The organism is Streptomyces sp. NPDC052114 (assembly GCF_040680155.1).
In the GTDB taxonomy this organism is placed as follows: domain Bacteria; phylum Actinomycetota; class Actinomycetes; order Streptomycetales; family Streptomycetaceae; genus Streptomyces.
On record NZ_JBFAWC010000010.1, the window covers coordinates 150,249 to 165,913 of the forward strand.

Consider the following 15,665-nt stretch of genomic DNA (forward strand, 5'->3'; position numbering starts at 1 on the left):
ACATGCGGACCGATCCGCCGCCCTCGTCGTCGTTCGTCATCGACGACTCCGCCCGCGATCCCGAAGCCGACATCTGGTTCGCGGAGCCCGCCGGCTTCACCGTCGTACCGCTGGACGTTCTGCTGAACGTCCCGGACGCGTCCGGGAGGGACGCGTTGCGTACCGCGCTGGCGCCTGTTCTGGACTCGGCGCCCGACGAGCTCGCCCGGCAGCGGTTCCTGGGACAGGTCGGTGCCGCGCAGCAGTTGTTGTCGGTGCTCTGTGAGGCAGGGACGGTCTACTGCGCCATCGGTCTCCATCGCGACGACGTGGATGGCGTGGATGGCATGGATGGCGTGGGTCGTGACAGCGGTGGAGGCGGGCGTGCCGGACAGCCTCTGCTGTCCCTTCTCACCCTCTCCTGGCGGGACGTCGCCCTCGCCCCGCCCTCCGTCACGGCCGCGCGGGCCGTCGCGTCGGGCGGAGAGGGGGAGGCCCGTATCGAGTACGTCGAGGGCGTCGCCTGCGGTCCGGTCAGTCTCCGTGAGGCGGTGCTGACGCCCGTCGGCGTCCATGGGTTCGGGTCGGCGGGACCGCTGCTCCAGGTTCACGCCCACCTGCCCCACCCGGACGGGAGGCGTCTCGCCGTGCTGACCTTGAGCACGCAGGCCGTGCACCGCCGTGACGACTACCGCCGCATCCTGCGGAACGTTGTCGACCTCGTCAGCTTCGAGGACCCCCTCGCCTGACCCAGGAAGCCAGGAAGCCAGGCAACCCGCCCCGGGGACCGGGCTACTTGCCGTCGGTCTTGCCCTTGCCGCCCCCGCCCTTCTCGTTCATCTTCACCGCGTCGTTCACCTTCTTCGCCAGGTCGTCGTCCAGCTTCTTGAACTCGCGTACGACCGCGTCGGAGAGGTCCGCGAGTTGGTCCAGTTGCTGGCCGATGTCCTCGCGGCCGTCCTCCCAGTTGGACTCGAAGTCGTCCAGGGAGTCGTAGACGCCGCCGTCGCCGATGTCGTCGCGGTAGGACTCGAAGATCTTCTTCGTGCGGTTCATGCGGTCCTTGATGGAGCGCAGCCGGCTGCCGTAGTCCTCCAGGTCGGTGAGCGGAACCGCGAGGTCGCTCTTGCCCTTGCCCATGAGTGTCTTCCCCCCTGCCGACGGCCGTTCGCCGTGTGCGCCGGTCCTAGTGTGCGCCCTGCTCCCAGTGTGTCAGCGGTGTTCCGTGCGCCATCGGGGCATTCCCTACGTGGCCGGAGGCATTCCGTGCCGGAACTGTGACGCGCGGCGGCGGCAGCGCTGTGCCGCCGCGTCTGGTCATGCGCCCCGCGAGGGCGGCGCCCTCCCCGGCGCCCCGAGCGCGAATCGGGCTTTTGGGGCGAGTGGTTGTCAAACGGGTCGACGTCCTGGGCTCCGCCCCTGTTTGCGCTCCGACACCTTCCGTACCATCACCCCGTAGGCTCCCCGCACCTTTCTCGTCACGCTGCATCACCCGGCATCACCCTGCATCACCCGGCACCACCCGGCACCACCCCGCGGCAGCCTGCAGCACGTCTCATCACGTACCACCACGTCCCATCCCATCCACTCCTCCCCACAGGAACCCAGGACACCCGCCATGGCGCGCACCACCTCACGACGCTCGACGAGCCCGCCGAATCCGCAGGCCCCGCGGAACCGGACGCCGCAGCCTCTGCCGCGGCGCCGGCGTTCCTTCGGGGACTTCGTCAAGGCGTTCTTCGCCTTTGTCGCGCTGGCCGTGCTCCTGGTCGGCGTGCCCGGAGCCCTCGCGTACTTCGTGGGATGGCCGCTGCCGAACGGCGCGCCCTCGCTGAGCTGGCTGCAGCAGGAGATCACCGTCGGCACGTTCATCAACGTGCTGACCGTCGTCGTCTGGTTCGCCTGGGCGCAGTTCACCGCCTGCGTGCTCGTCGAGATAAAGGCCGCGCTCTCCGGCGTGGGGATCCCGAACCGGGTGCCCGGTGCCGGCGGCAGCCAGATGCTCGCGCGCCAGCTCGTCGCCGCCCTGCTGCTCGTCGGCGCCACCGCCGCCAGCTTCGCGCCGGGGCTCTCGCAGTTCGGGCAGTCGCTGGAGGGGAACCAGAAGCCCGCCACCGCCGCGAGCGCCCAGCAGACCCCGGGTCTGTTCGGGCAGGAGCAGCAGCAGGCCGCCGCCACCGCCGCCGACGCGCTCGCCGCGCAGGCCGACCAGGCCGCCGCGCACGCCGACGGCGGGAGCAGCGCCAAGGACGGGGATACGAAGTACTACCGGATCCAGCCCCCCGAGGGCCGCCACCACGACTCCCTCTGGGAGATCGCGGAGCGGCACCTGGGCGACGGCCGCCGGTACAAGGAGATCTACCAGCTCAACAAGGACCGCGAGCAGCCCGACGGCTCCCGGCTCTCCGAGGCCAGCCTCATCCGGCCCGGCTGGATCATGGAGATGCCCGCGGACGCGCACGGCGGCGAGCTCGTCGAGATGCCCGACGAGGCCCCGAAGGTCTCCCAGGACGTCAAGGAGCAGATCTCCGACTACTCCAAGACCGGGGACCACCAGCAGGGGAGCGGTGGCCAGGAACAGGGTGGCCAGGAACAGGGCGGCGGCAGCTCCGTCGACCGCGACACCGCCCACATCGTCCTGCCCGAGCAGCGGCCCGCCCAGCCCGCCACCCCCGCCATGCCCGAGGCCCCGGCCACCCCCGACGCCCCCGCCGCCGAGGCGCCCTCCGCCACCACCGGCAGCGAGTCCGAGGGCTTCGACTTCGGGCTGCCCGAGGCACTCCTCGGCGCGCCCCTCCTCGCCGCCGGCCTGCTCGGCGCGCTCGGCCGCCGCCGCCGGCACGCCCTGTGGCAGTCCGCCATGGGCGCGGTCGGCGGGCGCCGCGGCATGCAGCCGCCGACGCCGACCGGCGCCGCCGCCGACGTGCAGGACGCGCTGCTCGTGGGCGCCGACCCCGACGGCGTACGCCTGCTCGACCTGTCGCTGCGCGGGCTCGCCGCCTCGCTCGCCGAGGAGAACCGCGCCCTGCCGACCGTGTACGCGGCCTGGCTGAGCAACGGCGATCTGCACCTCCAGCTCGCCCAGCCCGCGGGCCGTCCGCCCGCGCCCTGGCAGCTCGGCCAGGACCAGACGTTCTGGATGCTGGCGCGCACCGACGCCGAGCGGTACGAGGACGTGGACACCGCGGCCCCCTACCCCGGCCTCGTCAGCTTCGGCACCCTCGACGACTCCCGGCTGCTGCTCAACCTGGAGTCCGTGCCCGGCATCGTCTCGCTGAGCGGCAGCGCGACCGACCGCGCCGCCGTCTTCGCCTCGGTCGCCGCCGAGCTGGCCACCAACGGCTGGTCGGACCGCATGACCATCACCCTCGTCGGCTTCGGCCAGGACCTCACCCCGCTCGCGCCCAACCGCCTTCGCCACCTGGAGGACGTCGAGGCGCTCATCGAGACCATGGAGGCCGAGACGCGGCAGCGGCGCGGCGCGCTCGGCGCCGCCGGGCACGACTCCGTGCTCACCGGCCGCACCGGCCCCGCCCAGCACACCCGCTGGGCCCCGCACCTCGTGCTGCTCGCCGCCGAGCCGACCGGCGAGGACGCCGTCACGCTCGCCGAGCTCGCCGCCGACGCCGGCCGGCTCGGCATCGGCTACCTCGTCGGCACGGACTCGGGCGACCTGCCCGGCGCCGCCTGGGAGATGGAGATCACCCGGGACGGCAAGCTGCTCGCGCCGCTGCTCGGCCTCGAACTGACCGCCCAGACGCTGCCCGAGGCCCAGCAGCGCGCCGTCGTCCAGCTCTTCACGGACGCCGACCCGGACGGCGCCACGGGCCCCGGCGGCCCCGGCGACGGCTCCGCGGCGGTCGCCCCGCCGTTCCTCGTCGACGTCACCGAGCAGGGCAGGCCCGCGGTCTACGCCCGCCTCGTCGGTACGTACGAGATCATCGGCCTCGACACCCCCGACGGCGAGCGCAGCGCGCTGATGCACGAGGCGCTGGCCCTTCTGCTGCTGCACCGCGAAGGGGTGCACCCGCGGGTGCTGGCTTCCGCGCTGTGGCCGCGCGGCGTCACCGACGACGTGCGCGACGCGCTCGTCGAGCGGCTGCGCGAGTGGCTCGGCACCGAGCCCGACGGCTCGCCGCGGCTGCGGGCGGACCGGACCGGGCGGCTCACGCTCGCCAAGTCCGTGGTGTCCGACCTCGACGTGCTGCGCTCGCTCTACCACGAGGCCACGCAGGGGCGCGGCGCAGGCAACCGCGCGGTGCGCGGGCGGATGCTCACCGACGCGCTGGTGCTGGTGCGCGGGCCGCTGCTCGCCGACCGGCCGCAGGGCCGGTACGGCTGGCTCACGCACGAGATCATCGACGCCCAGCTGCCGCTGCTCGTCGCCGACATCGGTCTGGCCCTCTCCGAGTTCCACCTGGAGAAGGGGCGTGCCGAGAAGGCGATCGAGGCGCTGAACGCGGCGCTCGGCTCCGCGCCGGGAGACGAGCGGCTCTGGAACGAGTTGCTGCGGGCCACGCATGCGACGGAGGACCCGGCGCGGCTCCAGCAGGTGGCCGCCGACCTCGTCGCCCGGAGCGGGGCGCGTGGACTGCCGCCCCGGACGGAGGCGCTGCTCGACGAGCTCCTGCCGACGTGGCGTACCGGCCTGACGGCCGTCGGCTGATGCCCCCCGTACGGCAGTGAGGGGGCGACGGAAGCCTTGCAGTTGATTCTCATCGTGGGCGCCCTTCTCTGGGGCGCCCTCGCCGGGCTTCTCGTGCCCCGCGCCGCCTACCGGCTCTCCGTGCCGGCCGGTGAGGGATGGCGCGGGGAGACTCCCGAGGGGCAGGCCCTGACCTCGTGGGTCGGGCTCGCGCGGAGCCGGGACGGCGGCGGGTACGGACCCCGCACCTCCGGCACCGTCGTCGCCACCGCCCTCGTCTGCGCCGCCCTCGCCGCCGCCACCGGCGCCCGGCCCGAGCTGGGCGTCTGGCTGCTGCTCGCGCCCTTCGGCGTGCTTCTCGCCGTCGTCGACTTCACCGTGCACCGGCTGCCGGACGTGCTCACGCTGCCGCTCGCGGGCGCCGCGCTCGCGCTGCTCGGCGGCGCGGCGCTGCTGCCCGAGCACGGCGGCAGCTGGCTCGGCGCGCTGTACGGGGCGCTCGCGCTCGCGGGCGCGTACTTCGTCCTCTTCCTGATCAACCCCAACGGCATGGGCTTCGGCGACGTGAAGCTGGCCCTGTCGCTCGGCGCGGTGCTCGGCTGGTACGGCTGGGGGGTGCTGCTGCTCGGGACGTTCGCCGGGTTCCTGCTGGCCTCGCTGTACGGCGTGGGGCTCGTGGTGGCCCGCCGTGCCGGGCGCAAGACGGCGATCCCGTTCGGCCCGTTCCTGGTGTCGGGCGCGTTCGTCGGGCTGCTCCTGGGGGCGTACGCCGCCTGACGTCGGAGGGCCGGGAGGGCTGGCGTACGCTGGCCCGGTACGTCCGCAACCCTTACGAAAGGGACCCCCGGTGACCGAGAAGGCCGACCTCCAGTCCGTCCTCGACCGTGCCGCCGCAGGCGGACGGATCACTCCCGAGGAGGCGCTCGACCTCTACCGCGACGCCCCGCTGCACGCGCTCGGCGCCACCGCCGACGCCGTGCGCCGCCGCCGCTACGCGGGTACGGAACACATCGCGACGTACATCATCGAGCGGAACATCAACTACACGAACGTCTGCGTGACGGCCTGCAAGTTCTGCGCCTTCTACGCCGCCCCGAAGGACACCAAGAAGGGCTGGAGCCGCGACCTCGACGACATCCTGCGCCGCTGCGCGGAGACGGTCGAGCTCGGCGGGACGCAGATCATGTTCCAGGGCGGGCACCACCCCGACTACGGCGTCGAGTACTACGAGAAGCACTTCTCGGCGATCAAGAAGGAATTCCCGCAGCTGGTCATCCACTCCCTCGGCGCGTCCGAGGTCGAGCACATGGCCCGCATCTCCAAGGTCTCCGTCGAGGAGGCGATCCAGCGCATCAACGCCGCCGGTCTCGACTCCTTCGCGGGCGCCGGCGCCGAGCTGCTCCCGGAGCGGCCGCGCAAGGCCATCGCCCCGCTCAAGGAGTCCGGCGAGCGCTGGCTGGAGATCATGGAGATCTCCCACAACCTCGGCGTCGAGTCCACCTCCACCATGCTCATGGGCACCGGCGAGACGAACGCCGAGCGCATCGAGCACCTGCGCATGATCCGCGACGTGCAGGACCGGACCGGGGGCTTCCGGGCCTTCATCCCGTACACGTACCAGCCCGAGAACAACCACCTCAAGGGCCGCACCCAGGCGACGATCTTCGAGTACATCCGCATGATCGCCATCGCGCGGATCTTCCTCGACAACGTGGCGCACATCCAGGGCTCCTGGCTGACCACCGGCAAGGAGGCCGGCCAGCTCACGCTCCACTACGGCGCGGACGACCTCGGCTCGGTGATGCTGGAGGAGAACGTGGTCTCCTCGGCCGGTGCCAAGCACCGCAACAACCTCCGCGAGATGATCGAGATGATCCGCACCGCGGACCGCGTCCCGGCCCAGCGCGCCACCACGTACGAGCACCTCGTCGTGCACGACGACCCGGCGAACGACCCGGTCGACGACCGCGTCGCCTCGCACATCTCCTCCACGGCGATCGAGGGCGGCACGGCGCACCCGGAGCTCAAGCTCCTCGCCGGCAACTGAGGCCCTGTTGCTGACCCTTCACGTCGCCGAGCGCTCCCCGGAGGCGGCGGTCCTGGCCGACGGCGCGACCATCGCCGCCGTCGGCCCGTACGACGAACTGGCCGCCGCGCACCCCACCGCCCGCGTCCGGCGCTGGCCCGGCATCCTGACGCCGGGGCTGCTCAACCCGTACGGCCCCGAGCTGCTGGAGGCCGCCTACCACCCCGACCCGCGCGAGGCCGACCGGCTGGGCACCGAGCCCATCGGCGGGGAGCGCGCGGCGGGCATCTTCCGGGCCGACCCCGCCCGCCTCGGCGCGAGCGCGCGGCGCGGCGTGCAGCGGCTCCTCGCGCACGGCACGGTGGCCGTCGCGGGCGAGCTGCGGGCCCGGCCCGTCCTGGACGCGGTCCGCAGGGCGGGCCTCGCGGTGGGCGCCCGTCCGCCGCGGCTGCCGGGGCCCCCGTCCCTCTCCCCGACCCCGCTGGTCCTGCTCCCGCCCCTGGCCGAGGGCGGCCCGGCCCGCTTCGCGGTCTTCGACGTGGCCGACCGCGCGGAACTGGTGCGCCGCGGACCGGGAACGTGCGTGGCGACGGTGATCGGCGGCAGGTTGGTGTACCGGTCCCGCTGAGGCACGGGTAGCCCCTTCAGGGGCGCGGGGAACTACGCGACCGGCCGACGACGGGCCCGCACCCGCCAGGGAGCCCGCACCGGGCAGACGCGTGTGCGAAGGGCTCGCCGCAGGCGAGAAGGGCGCCGCCACGGCAGAAGACCGGCCTGACACAATAGGCCGGGTGACCCGAGCCACCCTGGACAAGCAGCCGCACGAAGTCGCCACGATGTTCGACGACGTGGCGGAACGGTACGACCTCACCAACGACGTGCTCTCCCTCGGCCAGGCCCGCCTCTGGCGCAAGGAGGTCGCCAAGGCGGTCGACGCGCGCCCCGCGCAGAAGGTCCTCGACCTCGCCGCGGGCACCGCCACGTCCTCGCAGCCCTTCGCCCGGGCCGGTGCGTACGTCGTGCCCTGCGACTTCTCGCTCGGCATGCTGCGGGTCGGCAAGCAGCGCCACCCCTGGATGCCGTTCACGGCGGGCGACGGGACGAAGCTGCCGTTCAAGGACGACACCTTCGACGCCGTCACCATCTCCTTCGGGCTGCGCAACATCCAGGACACGGACGCCGCGCTGCGCGAGCTGTACCGCGTGACGAAGCCGGGCGGACGGGTCGTGATCTGCGAGTTCTCGCACGCGACCTGGGCGCCCTTCCGCACGGTCTACGAGGAGTACCTGATGCGCGCGCTGCCGCCGGTCGCGCGCGCGGTCTCCTCCAACCCGGACGCGTACGTCTACCTCGCCGAGTCGATCCGCAGCTGGCCCGACCAGCCCGCGCTCGCCGCGCGGCTGCAGGGCGCGGGCTGGTCGAAGGTGGCCTGGCGGAACCTGACGGGCGGCGTCGTGGCGCTGCACCGGGGCTTCAAGCAGGGCTGACCACCGCCTGGCGGGGCGCACGGGTGAACCGCGCCGCGTAACGCTTCAGTTGAGAACACGGATCCCGCACCGACGGGAACCGGCCGACGGGCAAGATGTGTCCGTTGTTGCGACCCTCCCGTTTCCTTATGCGGCTCTTACGGGACGGTCTCTTGCTGGTGAACTCCTGGACCGACGGAGCGTTTCGATGGCGTCGTACTGCCCACACTGCGGGGCTCCCGCTCCTGAAGAGGCCCGCTTCTGCATGAAGTGCGGCAAAGAGCGCCTCGCGGAACCGGCGGCGCCCGAGCCCGCGGCGCCCGAGCCGACGGCGCCCGAACCCGCGCCGCACGAGGCGACGGCACTGGACACGCCACCCGCTCCGGCGGCGGCTCCGGCGGCGGCCCCCGCCTCGCCGCCCCCGCCGGTCCACGCCCCGGCCGCCGCCCCCACCGCGCCCTCGCCCGTCGGTGCCTTCCTCGGCCGTACGTTCCGCGGGGACTGGGCCGGGTCCGTGCAGGCCGCGCTGTGGCCCGTGGCGCTGCTGCTCGTCGGGGCGATGTCCCTGGCGATCCCGGCGTACGGGCAGGACGACGAGGTCGTCGTCGGCTTCACCGACCGTCTGCGGATCGCCCTCGCGCTGCTGCTCAAGGCGGTCGGCGGCGGCTTCGAGGTGACGGGCCGTGAGCAGAAGCCGCTCTTCGGCGGCTCCGACAGCATGGGCTCGGGCCTGGGCACGGACGCGGGCCTGGGCTCGGACAGTTCGGGCTCCGCGCTCGAAGGCACCGCGAGCCTGCACTTCGTCCCGCTCACGGTGACCCTGCTGTGGATCGTGGCCCTCTTCGTCGGCGTACGCGTCCTGCGCACCCGCATGGTGGCGCGCGGCGCCGGGCGGGGCGGCACCACCACGGGGCTCGAAGCGGCCGTGCGGGTCGCGCTGCTGGTGACCGTGGGCGTCCTCGCGCTCGCCCTGTTCGCGCAGCCCGAGATCGAGGGCGTCGAGCTGTCCGCGTCGCCGGTGCTCGCGGCGCTGGGCGCGCTGGTGCTCGGACTCGCCGTCTCCTGCGGGGTGTTGTGCCGCGCCGACCTCGCGCACCGGCTCGCCGCACGGCCCGGCGCGCAGGCCTTCCTCCGGGCCACCGGCACCGCGCTGCGCGCCCTGCTCGTGGTGCTGGCGCTCTGCTCGGTCGTCGCCTTCATCAGCCTCACCCAGGTCGACGACCTGGCCGGACTCACCGACCTCGACGACACCGACGTCTCACCGCTGCTGCTCGCGCTCCTCGTCCTGCCGAACCTCGCCGTCACGGCGCTCGGCCTCGGCTGGGGCGGGGGAGCGGAGGCGACGGTGCGGGGCAGCAGCTCGATGTACGGGAGCGGGTACGAGAGCGAGTCGTTCGGTCTGTCCGAACTGGGGGACGTCACCAACGACTGGGCGATCGTGGGGGCGTTGGCGCTCGGCCTGGTCTGCGCGCTGACGATCGGCGTGTTCGCCGCCCGGCGCTGCGCGCACCGCGGCGAGCAACTCCTCGCCGCCGGGCTCTTCTTCGGCCTCGTCCTGCTGCTCGCCGCCTTCAGCGGCCTCGGCGTCGAGGTGTCAGGACAGGCCTTCGGCGGGGGTTCGGGCCTCGGCGGGTCGGGCGGCACGTCCGGCAGCGGCGGTGTCGAGGCCGGACTCAGCATCCCGGAGACGCTGCTGTTCGGCCTGCTGTGGGTCTTCCCCGCGACGCTGCTCGCGCCCCATCTGCTGCAGATGGCGGGGCAGCGGGGCGGGACGCCGCCGGTGGGGGCGGCCGGGATGCCGCCGATGCAGGCGCCCTTGGCGGCGCCGGACGCCCGTGCCGCGACCCCGGTGCAGGGCGCGACCCCGGCGCACGGCACGACCCCGGCCCCGGCCGCCGTTCCCGGCACGCCCCCGGCCGGTACCCCCACTCCTTCTCCTTCGTACGAGCAGGGAGCCACTCCTCCCTACGCCCCGCACCTCGTCCACCTCGGCGGGCAGCCGCCCTCCGCCGCCAAGCCGCGCGGCCGGGCCGGTGTGTGGGTGGCGACCATCGCCGGTGCCTTCGTGGTCGGCGGTGGCGCGGCCGCCGGCATCCTGCTCTGGCAGGACACCGGCGACGACACGGCGGACGGCAAGGGCAAGGACGACCGGCCCGCCGTCAGCCGGTCCCAGGAGCCGAGCCGGTCCCCGAGCCCGGTGGCCCCGCAGAGCCCCCGGCCGAGCGCGGAGTCGACCGGCGGCGCGGACGCCGGGGTGAACGGCGTGCCCGAGGCCCCGGACGGGTCCGAGCGGGTGACCGACCCCGAAGGGTTCTCCTTCGCGGTGCCCGAGGGCTGGACGCGCCAGGCCGTGAACCCGGAGCGCCCCGGCCAGATCACCTACGCGGGGTCGACCGGCCGCGAGGAGTTCCTCGTCGGCGTCGTCGCGGACGCGCCGTACACCTCGTACGAGAACTTCACGAACATCGAGAAGCACACCAAGTCCGCCCCGGACAAGTCGGACTACCGGCGCATCCGGCTGGAGACGAACACCTTCCAGGGGCGAAGCGGCGCCATCTGGGAGTACACGTACACCGACGAGGCGGGCCGCGAGATCCACGCCGTCAACCAGAGCTACATCGCGGAGAACGGCACGGAGTACGCGATCCAGCTCTCGTGGCGCGCGGACTTCTGGCCCGCGGGCGAGGGCGCGAAGACGCACGCGACCGCGCTGGACACCTGGCGCCTCACGGACTGACCCGCCCGGAGCCTTCGGTGCCCGGCGGTCACCAGGCCGCCGGCACCCCCGGCTCGTGTCCCGGCTCGTCCAGTTCCGCGCGCAGCCCGCCGTCCGGCGGCCCCGGGCGGCGCGGCTCGCGCACGCCCGCGCCGCCCTCGCCCTCGCCGGGTCCGAGGTCGAACCAGACGGTGACGGCGGCGCCGTGCGGCACCGCGACGCCCGGGGGCGGGTACTGGCGTACGACGTGGTCGACGACGACGTCGTGGAAGCCGGGGCGGTCGGGCGCCACGAGCCGCACGCCGTGCCGCGCCGCGGTCTCGCGGGCGTCCAGCGCCATCAGGCCGGTCAGCCGCGGCACACGGACCTCGGGCGTCCCGGGCGGCCCCGGTGTCTCGGGCGGTATGCGCACAGTTGTCACCCCCTGCGGTACGGGCAGGGTAGCCCTGGCGCCCCACGGGTCGGAAGTGCCGTGCCCCGCTCGCACGTGGCCCTTCGGCCGACGGATCGGCGCCGCCTCATAGACTGCGCGTAGCCCGTGCCGGTCGGCACACAGATCTCTAGCCCTGGGGAGAACCCGCCGTGACCGAGCCCCTCTCCGAACACACCGCGGACGTCATCGTCGTCGGAGCCGGGCCCGCCGGTTCGACGACGGCGTACTACCTGGCGAAGGCCGGACTCGACGTCCTCCTTCTGGAGAAGACGGCGTTCCCGCGGGAGAAGGTCTGCGGCGACGGCCTGACCCCGCGCGCCACCAAGCAGCTCGTGTCGATGGGCATCGACATCTCCGAAGAGGCGGGCTGGCTGCGGAACAAGGGCCTGCGCATCATCGGCGGCGGCGTGCGGCTCCAGCTGGACTGGCCCGAGCTCGCCTCGTACCCGGACTACGGCCTGGTGCGCAAGCGCGACGACTTCGACGAGCAGCTCGCCCGGCAGGCGCAGAAGGCGGGCGCCCGCCTGCACGAGCGCTGCAACGTCGGCGAACCGATCATCGACGACCGCACCGGCCGCATCACCGGCGTGCACGCCAAGCTCGGCGAGGAGAAGACCCCGGTCACCTTCCACGCCCCGCTCGTCGTCGCCGCCGACGGCAACTCCTCGCGGATCTCGCTGGCCATGGGCCTGCACCGCCGCGAGGACCGCCCGATGGGCGTCGCGGTCCGCACGTACTTCACCTCGCCGCGCCACGACGACGACTACCTGGAGTCCTGGCTGGAGCTGTGGGACCGCCGCGGCCCCGGCGAGGACCGTCTCCTTCCCGGCTACGGCTGGATCTTCGGCATGGGCGACGGCACGTCCAACGTCGGCCTCGGCATCCTCAACTCCTCCAAGGCCTTCCGCGAGCTCGACTGGCGCGAGGTCCTCAAGGCCTGGTGCGCCTCGATGCCGGAGGACTGGGGGTACACCCCGGAGAACATGACGATGCCGATCCGCGGCGCCGCCCTGCCGATGGCCTTCAACCGCCAGCCGCACTACACCAAGGGCCTGCTCCTGGTCGGCGACGCGGGCGGCCTGGTCAACCCGTTCAACGGCGAGGGCATCGCGTACGCCATGGAGTCCGGCCAGATCGCCGCCGACGTCATCGTGCAGGCACACGCGCGTGCCACCCCCGCCCAGCGGGAACTGGCGCTCCAGCACTACCCGAAGACGCTGAAGGAGACCTACGGCGGCTACTACACGCTGGGCCGCGCCTTCGTGAAGCTCATCGGTAACCCGAAGGTCATGAAGATCGCCACCCAGCGCGGCCTGACCCACCCGATGCTGATGCGGTTCACGCTGAAGATGCTGGCGAACCTCACGGACCCGACGGGCGGCGACGCGATGGACCGTGTCATCAACGGTCTGAGCAAGGTGGCTCCGAAGGCGTGAGTGCCGGGGCGCCGCGGGCAGGTCCCGGGGCGCCCCGCACGGTCACCGCGCCGGGTTCTTCGGGGTGGGTACTCCGACGCTGGTCAGAGGCGTGTGCGCCCGGTTTGCCCCACCCGTCGGTTCCGAGGCACGCTGGCCGCATGATTTTCATCGCCGTCAAGTTCACCGTCCGCCCCGAGCACGTCGAGTCCTGGCTGGAGCGCACCGCCGCGTTCACCGCCGCCACCCGCGCCGAGGAGGGCAACCTCTTCTTCGACTGGTCGCGCAGCGTCGACGACCCGAACCAGTACGTCCTCCTCGAAGGCTTCCGGGACGCCGAGGCGGGCGCGGTGCACGTGCAGTCCGACCACTTCAAGGCGGGCCTGGAGACGATGGCCGGGCTCATCGCCGCGACCCCCGAGATCATCAACGCCGACATCCCGAACGAGGGTTGGGGCGCGATGGGGGAGCTGGCCGTCGAAGCCTGAGCCCGCCCGCTCGACAGTGGCGCCCGCTTCGTACAGTGGGCGCCATGTCGGCCGATTCCCCCCTCATAGCCAGTCTGCGCACCGCTGTCTCGGCGGCGCCCCAGGACGTGCCGCTCCGCCTGCACCTCGCCCAACTCCTCCTGGACGCGGGGCACACCGACGACGCGGTGGCCGAGGTGGCGGTCGCCCTCCAGCACGCGCCGGGCGACGCCCAGGCCCGGGAGCTGATGGGCCGGGCCATGGGGATGCCCCCGGCACCGCAGACTCCTGGCGAGTCGGTGACGCAGGCTCCCGCCGCGCCGGGGGCACGGGCTCCCGCCGCGCCGCGGGGCTTCGACTGGCGGGCCGCCGAGGACCAGGTCGGCGACGCCGTCCCGCCCCGGTTCGTGGAGGCACCGCTCGCCGAGGACGGCGGCGGGGACCCCGGCGACGCGGAGGCGTGGGACGTCGAGGACACGGCGGCGCCCGGTGCCGTACGGCTCGCCGACGTCGGCGGCATGCAGGACGTGAAGGACCGCCTGGAAGCCGCGTTCCTCGCCCCGCTGCGCAACCCCGAACTGCGCAAGCTGTACGGCAAGAGCCTGCGCGGCGGCCTTCTCCTGTACGGGCCTCCCGGCTGCGGCAAGACCTTCATCGCCCGCGCCGTCGCCGGTGAACTCGGCGCCGGCTTCCTGTCGGTGTCGGTCAACGACGTGCTCGACATGTGGATCGGCAACTCCGAACGCAACATGCACGAGGTCTTCGAGACCGCCCGCCGCCAGGCCCCCTGCGTCGTGTTCCTGGACGAGCTCGACGCCCTGGGCGGCAAGCGCAGCCGCACCCAGAGCAGCGGCATGCGCAACACCGTCAACCAGCTGCTCACCGAGCTCGACGGCGTCGACGCCGCGGCCAACGAGGGCGTCTTCGTGCTCGCCGCGACGAACGTTCCCTGGGACGTCGACATCGCCCTGCGCCGCCCCGGCCGCTTCGACCGCACCCTGCTCGTGCTGCCGCCCGACACCCCGGCCCGCGAGGCCATTCTCCGCTACCACCTGCGCGAACGCCCCATCGAGAACATCGACTTGGGCAAGCTCGCCAAGGCCACCGAAGGCCTCTCCGGTGCCGACCTCGCGCACGTCTGCGAGGTGGCCGCCGAGAGCGCGCTGCTCGACTCCGCGCGCACCGGCACCATCCGCATGATCGGGATGAAGGATCTCCTCGGCGCGGTCAAGCAGACCGTGCCCTCCGCCGACCCGTGGTTCGCGTCGGCTCGCAACGTGGCGATGTACGCGAACGAGGGCGGCGCCTACGACGACCTCGTCACGTACCTGAAGAAGAAGCGGAAACTATGAGTCTGGACCAGGCGGTCGAGCGGGCCGAGGGGCTCGTGTCCCTCGGGCGGAACGACGAGGCGGTGGAGCTCCTCGGGCGGCGGCTCGCCGAGGAGCCCGACGACGTCGCGGCATGGGAGCAGCTCGCCCGCTGCCACCTGGGGGCCGACCGCCCGCACCAGGCACTGGAGGCGACCGAGCGGGCCCTGCGGCTCACGCCCGAGAACGTCAACGTGCTGCTCGTGCACGCACAGGCGCTGCGCCTGAGCGGCCGGGGCTTCGACGAAGCGGAAGCGGCGCTGCGCACGGCGATCCGGCTCAGCCCGCACTTCTGGGGCAGTTACTCGATGCTCGCCGATCTCCTCTTCCGGCGGAACATCGTCCGCCGGGGCCAGGAGCTCGCGACCGGCCGCATCGAGGCCGCCGATATCGACGCGGTGGCGGGGGAGCCGAGGGAACTGGTCCAGGAGGCGATCCGGCTCGCCCCCGAGGAGATCGGCCCGTACGAGAAGGCGCTGTTCATCGCCGGCCTCTCCGGGGACACGGACACGGCCGACGCGATGGAGCGCGCCATCCTGCGGCTCGACCCGACCCACGCGGAGGCGCTGGCCGGGCAGACGCGCCGGGCCGCCGAGGCACCGGGCGTCCGGGCGGCCGACGCCGCCGACCTGTACGCCGACGCGCTCGCCGTCGCCCCGGAGTCGGCGGACATGCGGGACCAACTCGACGCCGCCACCTACCGGATGCTGCGCGGCACCCGCTGGCTCGCCCTGCTCTGCCTCGCCCTCATCGCCTCGGGCCTCGACCTCTTCACGACGGACGGCGAGACCCCGCGCGACCTGCCGCTCGCCCTCGGCCAGCGGCTGTGGGACCTGGTGCCGCTCACCGTGATCTGGCTGCTCGGCGCGGCGCTGCGGTTCCACCGGCGGCGCAAGGGCGTCCGCCTGAACGTGCGTTCCCTGCTGCGCCGCGACGGATGGGCGCGGCTCGCCGCCGGGCAGTCCGCCGCCGTGATGGCGTGCACGCTGCTGCTCACCCTGGTGCCGTGGACCGAACGCGGACTGCCCACCGTGCTCTTCTGGGCCGCCCTCGGGACGACGCTCCTGACGATGTGGGTCGACCGTCCCTCCGTACGCAAGGCGTTCCGGGAGGGCGCGCGGCGGCGCTGAGGGCGTGAGAGGGCGCTG

General features: G+C 73.4%; 13 protein-coding genes. 11 read left to right on the forward strand and 2 right to left on the reverse strand.

Annotated elements, in window-relative coordinates:
• The first annotated feature begins 2 nt into the window (after positions 1 to 2).
• Positions 3 to 728 (forward strand): hypothetical protein, encoded by a 726-nt coding sequence (locus AB0L89_RS23060; protein ID WP_365143801.1) that lies wholly within the window; start codon positions 3 to 5, stop codon positions 726 to 728.
• 43 nt (positions 729 to 771) lie between these two features.
• On the opposite strand, the gene AB0L89_RS23065 is transcribed toward AB0L89_RS23060, so the two are convergent.
• Positions 772 to 1,119, reverse strand: coding sequence for a hypothetical protein (locus AB0L89_RS23065; RefSeq protein ID WP_365143804.1), 348 nt, complete (start codon positions 1,117 to 1,119; stop codon positions 772 to 774).
• Between the two features lie 478 nt (positions 1,120 to 1,597).
• On the opposite strand from AB0L89_RS23065, the gene AB0L89_RS23070 reads away from it, so the two are divergent.
• The 6 genes from AB0L89_RS23070 (at position 1,598) to AB0L89_RS23095 (ending at position 10,853) form a co-directional block, all read left to right on the forward strand.
• Positions 1,598 to 4,645 carry a BTAD domain-containing putative transcriptional regulator gene (locus tag AB0L89_RS23070; protein WP_365143807.1) on the forward strand — a complete coding sequence of 1,016 codons (3,048 nt, stop codon included), beginning with the start codon at positions 1,598 to 1,600 and terminating at the stop codon, positions 4,643 to 4,645.
• A gap of 54 nt (positions 4,646 to 4,699) precedes the next feature.
• On the forward strand, positions 4,700 to 5,401 hold the full coding sequence (locus tag AB0L89_RS23075) for an A24 family peptidase (RefSeq protein WP_365143810.1): 702 nt from the start codon (positions 4,700 to 4,702) through the stop codon (positions 5,399 to 5,401).
• Positions 5,402 to 5,471: 70 nt separating this feature from the next.
• Positions 5,472 to 6,671: a cyclic dehypoxanthinyl futalosine synthase gene (gene mqnC / locus AB0L89_RS23080; RefSeq protein WP_365143813.1), complete on the forward strand. Its 1,200-nt coding sequence runs from the start codon at positions 5,472 to 5,474 to the stop codon at positions 6,669 to 6,671.
• Positions 6,672 to 6,678: 7 nt separating this feature from the next.
• A complete protein-coding gene (locus AB0L89_RS23085; protein ID WP_365143816.1) occupies positions 6,679 to 7,278 on the forward strand; it encodes a hypothetical protein in 600 nt (199 codons plus the stop codon).
• A gap of 163 nt (positions 7,279 to 7,441) precedes the next feature.
• The gene (locus tag AB0L89_RS23090; protein WP_365143819.1) at positions 7,442 to 8,137 is read left to right on the forward strand and encodes a demethylmenaquinone methyltransferase; all 696 of its coding nucleotides are present in this window, start codon (positions 7,442 to 7,444) and stop codon (positions 8,135 to 8,137) included.
• A 187-nt stretch (positions 8,138 to 8,324) separates the two neighbouring features.
• Positions 8,325 to 10,853, forward strand: a complete 2,529-nt coding sequence (locus tag AB0L89_RS23095; RefSeq protein ID WP_365143822.1) for a zinc-ribbon domain-containing protein — start codon at positions 8,325 to 8,327, stop codon at positions 10,851 to 10,853.
• Positions 10,854 to 10,881: 28 nt separating this feature from the next.
• On the opposite strand, the gene AB0L89_RS23100 is transcribed toward AB0L89_RS23095, so the two are convergent.
• Positions 10,882 to 11,244 (reverse strand): PASTA domain-containing protein, encoded by a 363-nt coding sequence (locus AB0L89_RS23100; RefSeq protein ID WP_365143825.1) that lies wholly within the window; start codon positions 11,242 to 11,244, stop codon positions 10,882 to 10,884.
• A 170-nt stretch (positions 11,245 to 11,414) separates the two neighbouring features.
• Between AB0L89_RS23100 and AB0L89_RS23105 the strand changes: the two genes are divergently transcribed.
• The 4 genes from AB0L89_RS23105 (at position 11,415) to AB0L89_RS23120 (ending at position 15,647) form a co-directional block, all read left to right on the forward strand.
• The gene (locus tag AB0L89_RS23105; RefSeq protein ID WP_365143828.1) at positions 11,415 to 12,701 is read left to right on the forward strand and encodes a geranylgeranyl reductase family protein; all 1,287 of its coding nucleotides are present in this window, start codon (positions 11,415 to 11,417) and stop codon (positions 12,699 to 12,701) included.
• A 140-nt stretch (positions 12,702 to 12,841) separates the two neighbouring features.
• The gene (locus AB0L89_RS23110; protein ID WP_365143831.1) at positions 12,842 to 13,168 is read left to right on the forward strand and encodes a putative quinol monooxygenase; all 327 of its coding nucleotides are present in this window, start codon (positions 12,842 to 12,844) and stop codon (positions 13,166 to 13,168) included.
• A gap of 44 nt (positions 13,169 to 13,212) precedes the next feature.
• The gene (locus AB0L89_RS23115; protein WP_365143834.1) at positions 13,213 to 14,499 is read left to right on the forward strand and encodes an ATP-binding protein; all 1,287 of its coding nucleotides are present in this window, start codon (positions 13,213 to 13,215) and stop codon (positions 14,497 to 14,499) included.
• On the forward strand, positions 14,496 to 15,647 hold the full coding sequence (locus tag AB0L89_RS23120) for a tetratricopeptide repeat protein (protein ID WP_365143837.1): 1,152 nt from the start codon (positions 14,496 to 14,498) through the stop codon (positions 15,645 to 15,647). The genes AB0L89_RS23115 and AB0L89_RS23120 overlap by 4 nt, the downstream gene beginning before the upstream one ends.
• Positions 15,648 to 15,665: the final 18 nt, after the last annotated feature.

Excerpts from the sequence above, each read along its gene's own strand:
- AB0L89_RS23060 (WP_365143801.1), top strand. The coding sequence starts at position 3 with ATGCGGACCGATCCGCCGCCCTCGTCGTCGTTCGTCATCGACGACTCC.
- AB0L89_RS23065 (WP_365143804.1), bottom strand. The coding sequence starts at position 1,119 with ATGGGCAAGGGCAAGAGCGACCTCGCGGTTCCGCTCACCGACCTGGAG.
- AB0L89_RS23115 (WP_365143834.1), top strand. The coding sequence starts at position 13,213 with ATGTCGGCCGATTCCCCCCTCATAGCCAGTCTGCGCACCGCTGTCTCG.
- AB0L89_RS23070 (WP_365143807.1), top strand. The coding sequence starts at position 1,598 with ATGGCGCGCACCACCTCACGACGCTCGACGAGCCCGCCGAATCCGCAG.
- AB0L89_RS23110 (WP_365143831.1), top strand. The coding sequence starts at position 12,842 with ATGATTTTCATCGCCGTCAAGTTCACCGTCCGCCCCGAGCACGTCGAG.
- AB0L89_RS23120 (WP_365143837.1), top strand. The coding sequence starts at position 14,496 with ATGAGTCTGGACCAGGCGGTCGAGCGGGCCGAGGGGCTCGTGTCCCTC.
- AB0L89_RS23095 (WP_365143822.1), top strand. The coding sequence starts at position 8,325 with ATGGCGTCGTACTGCCCACACTGCGGGGCTCCCGCTCCTGAAGAGGCC.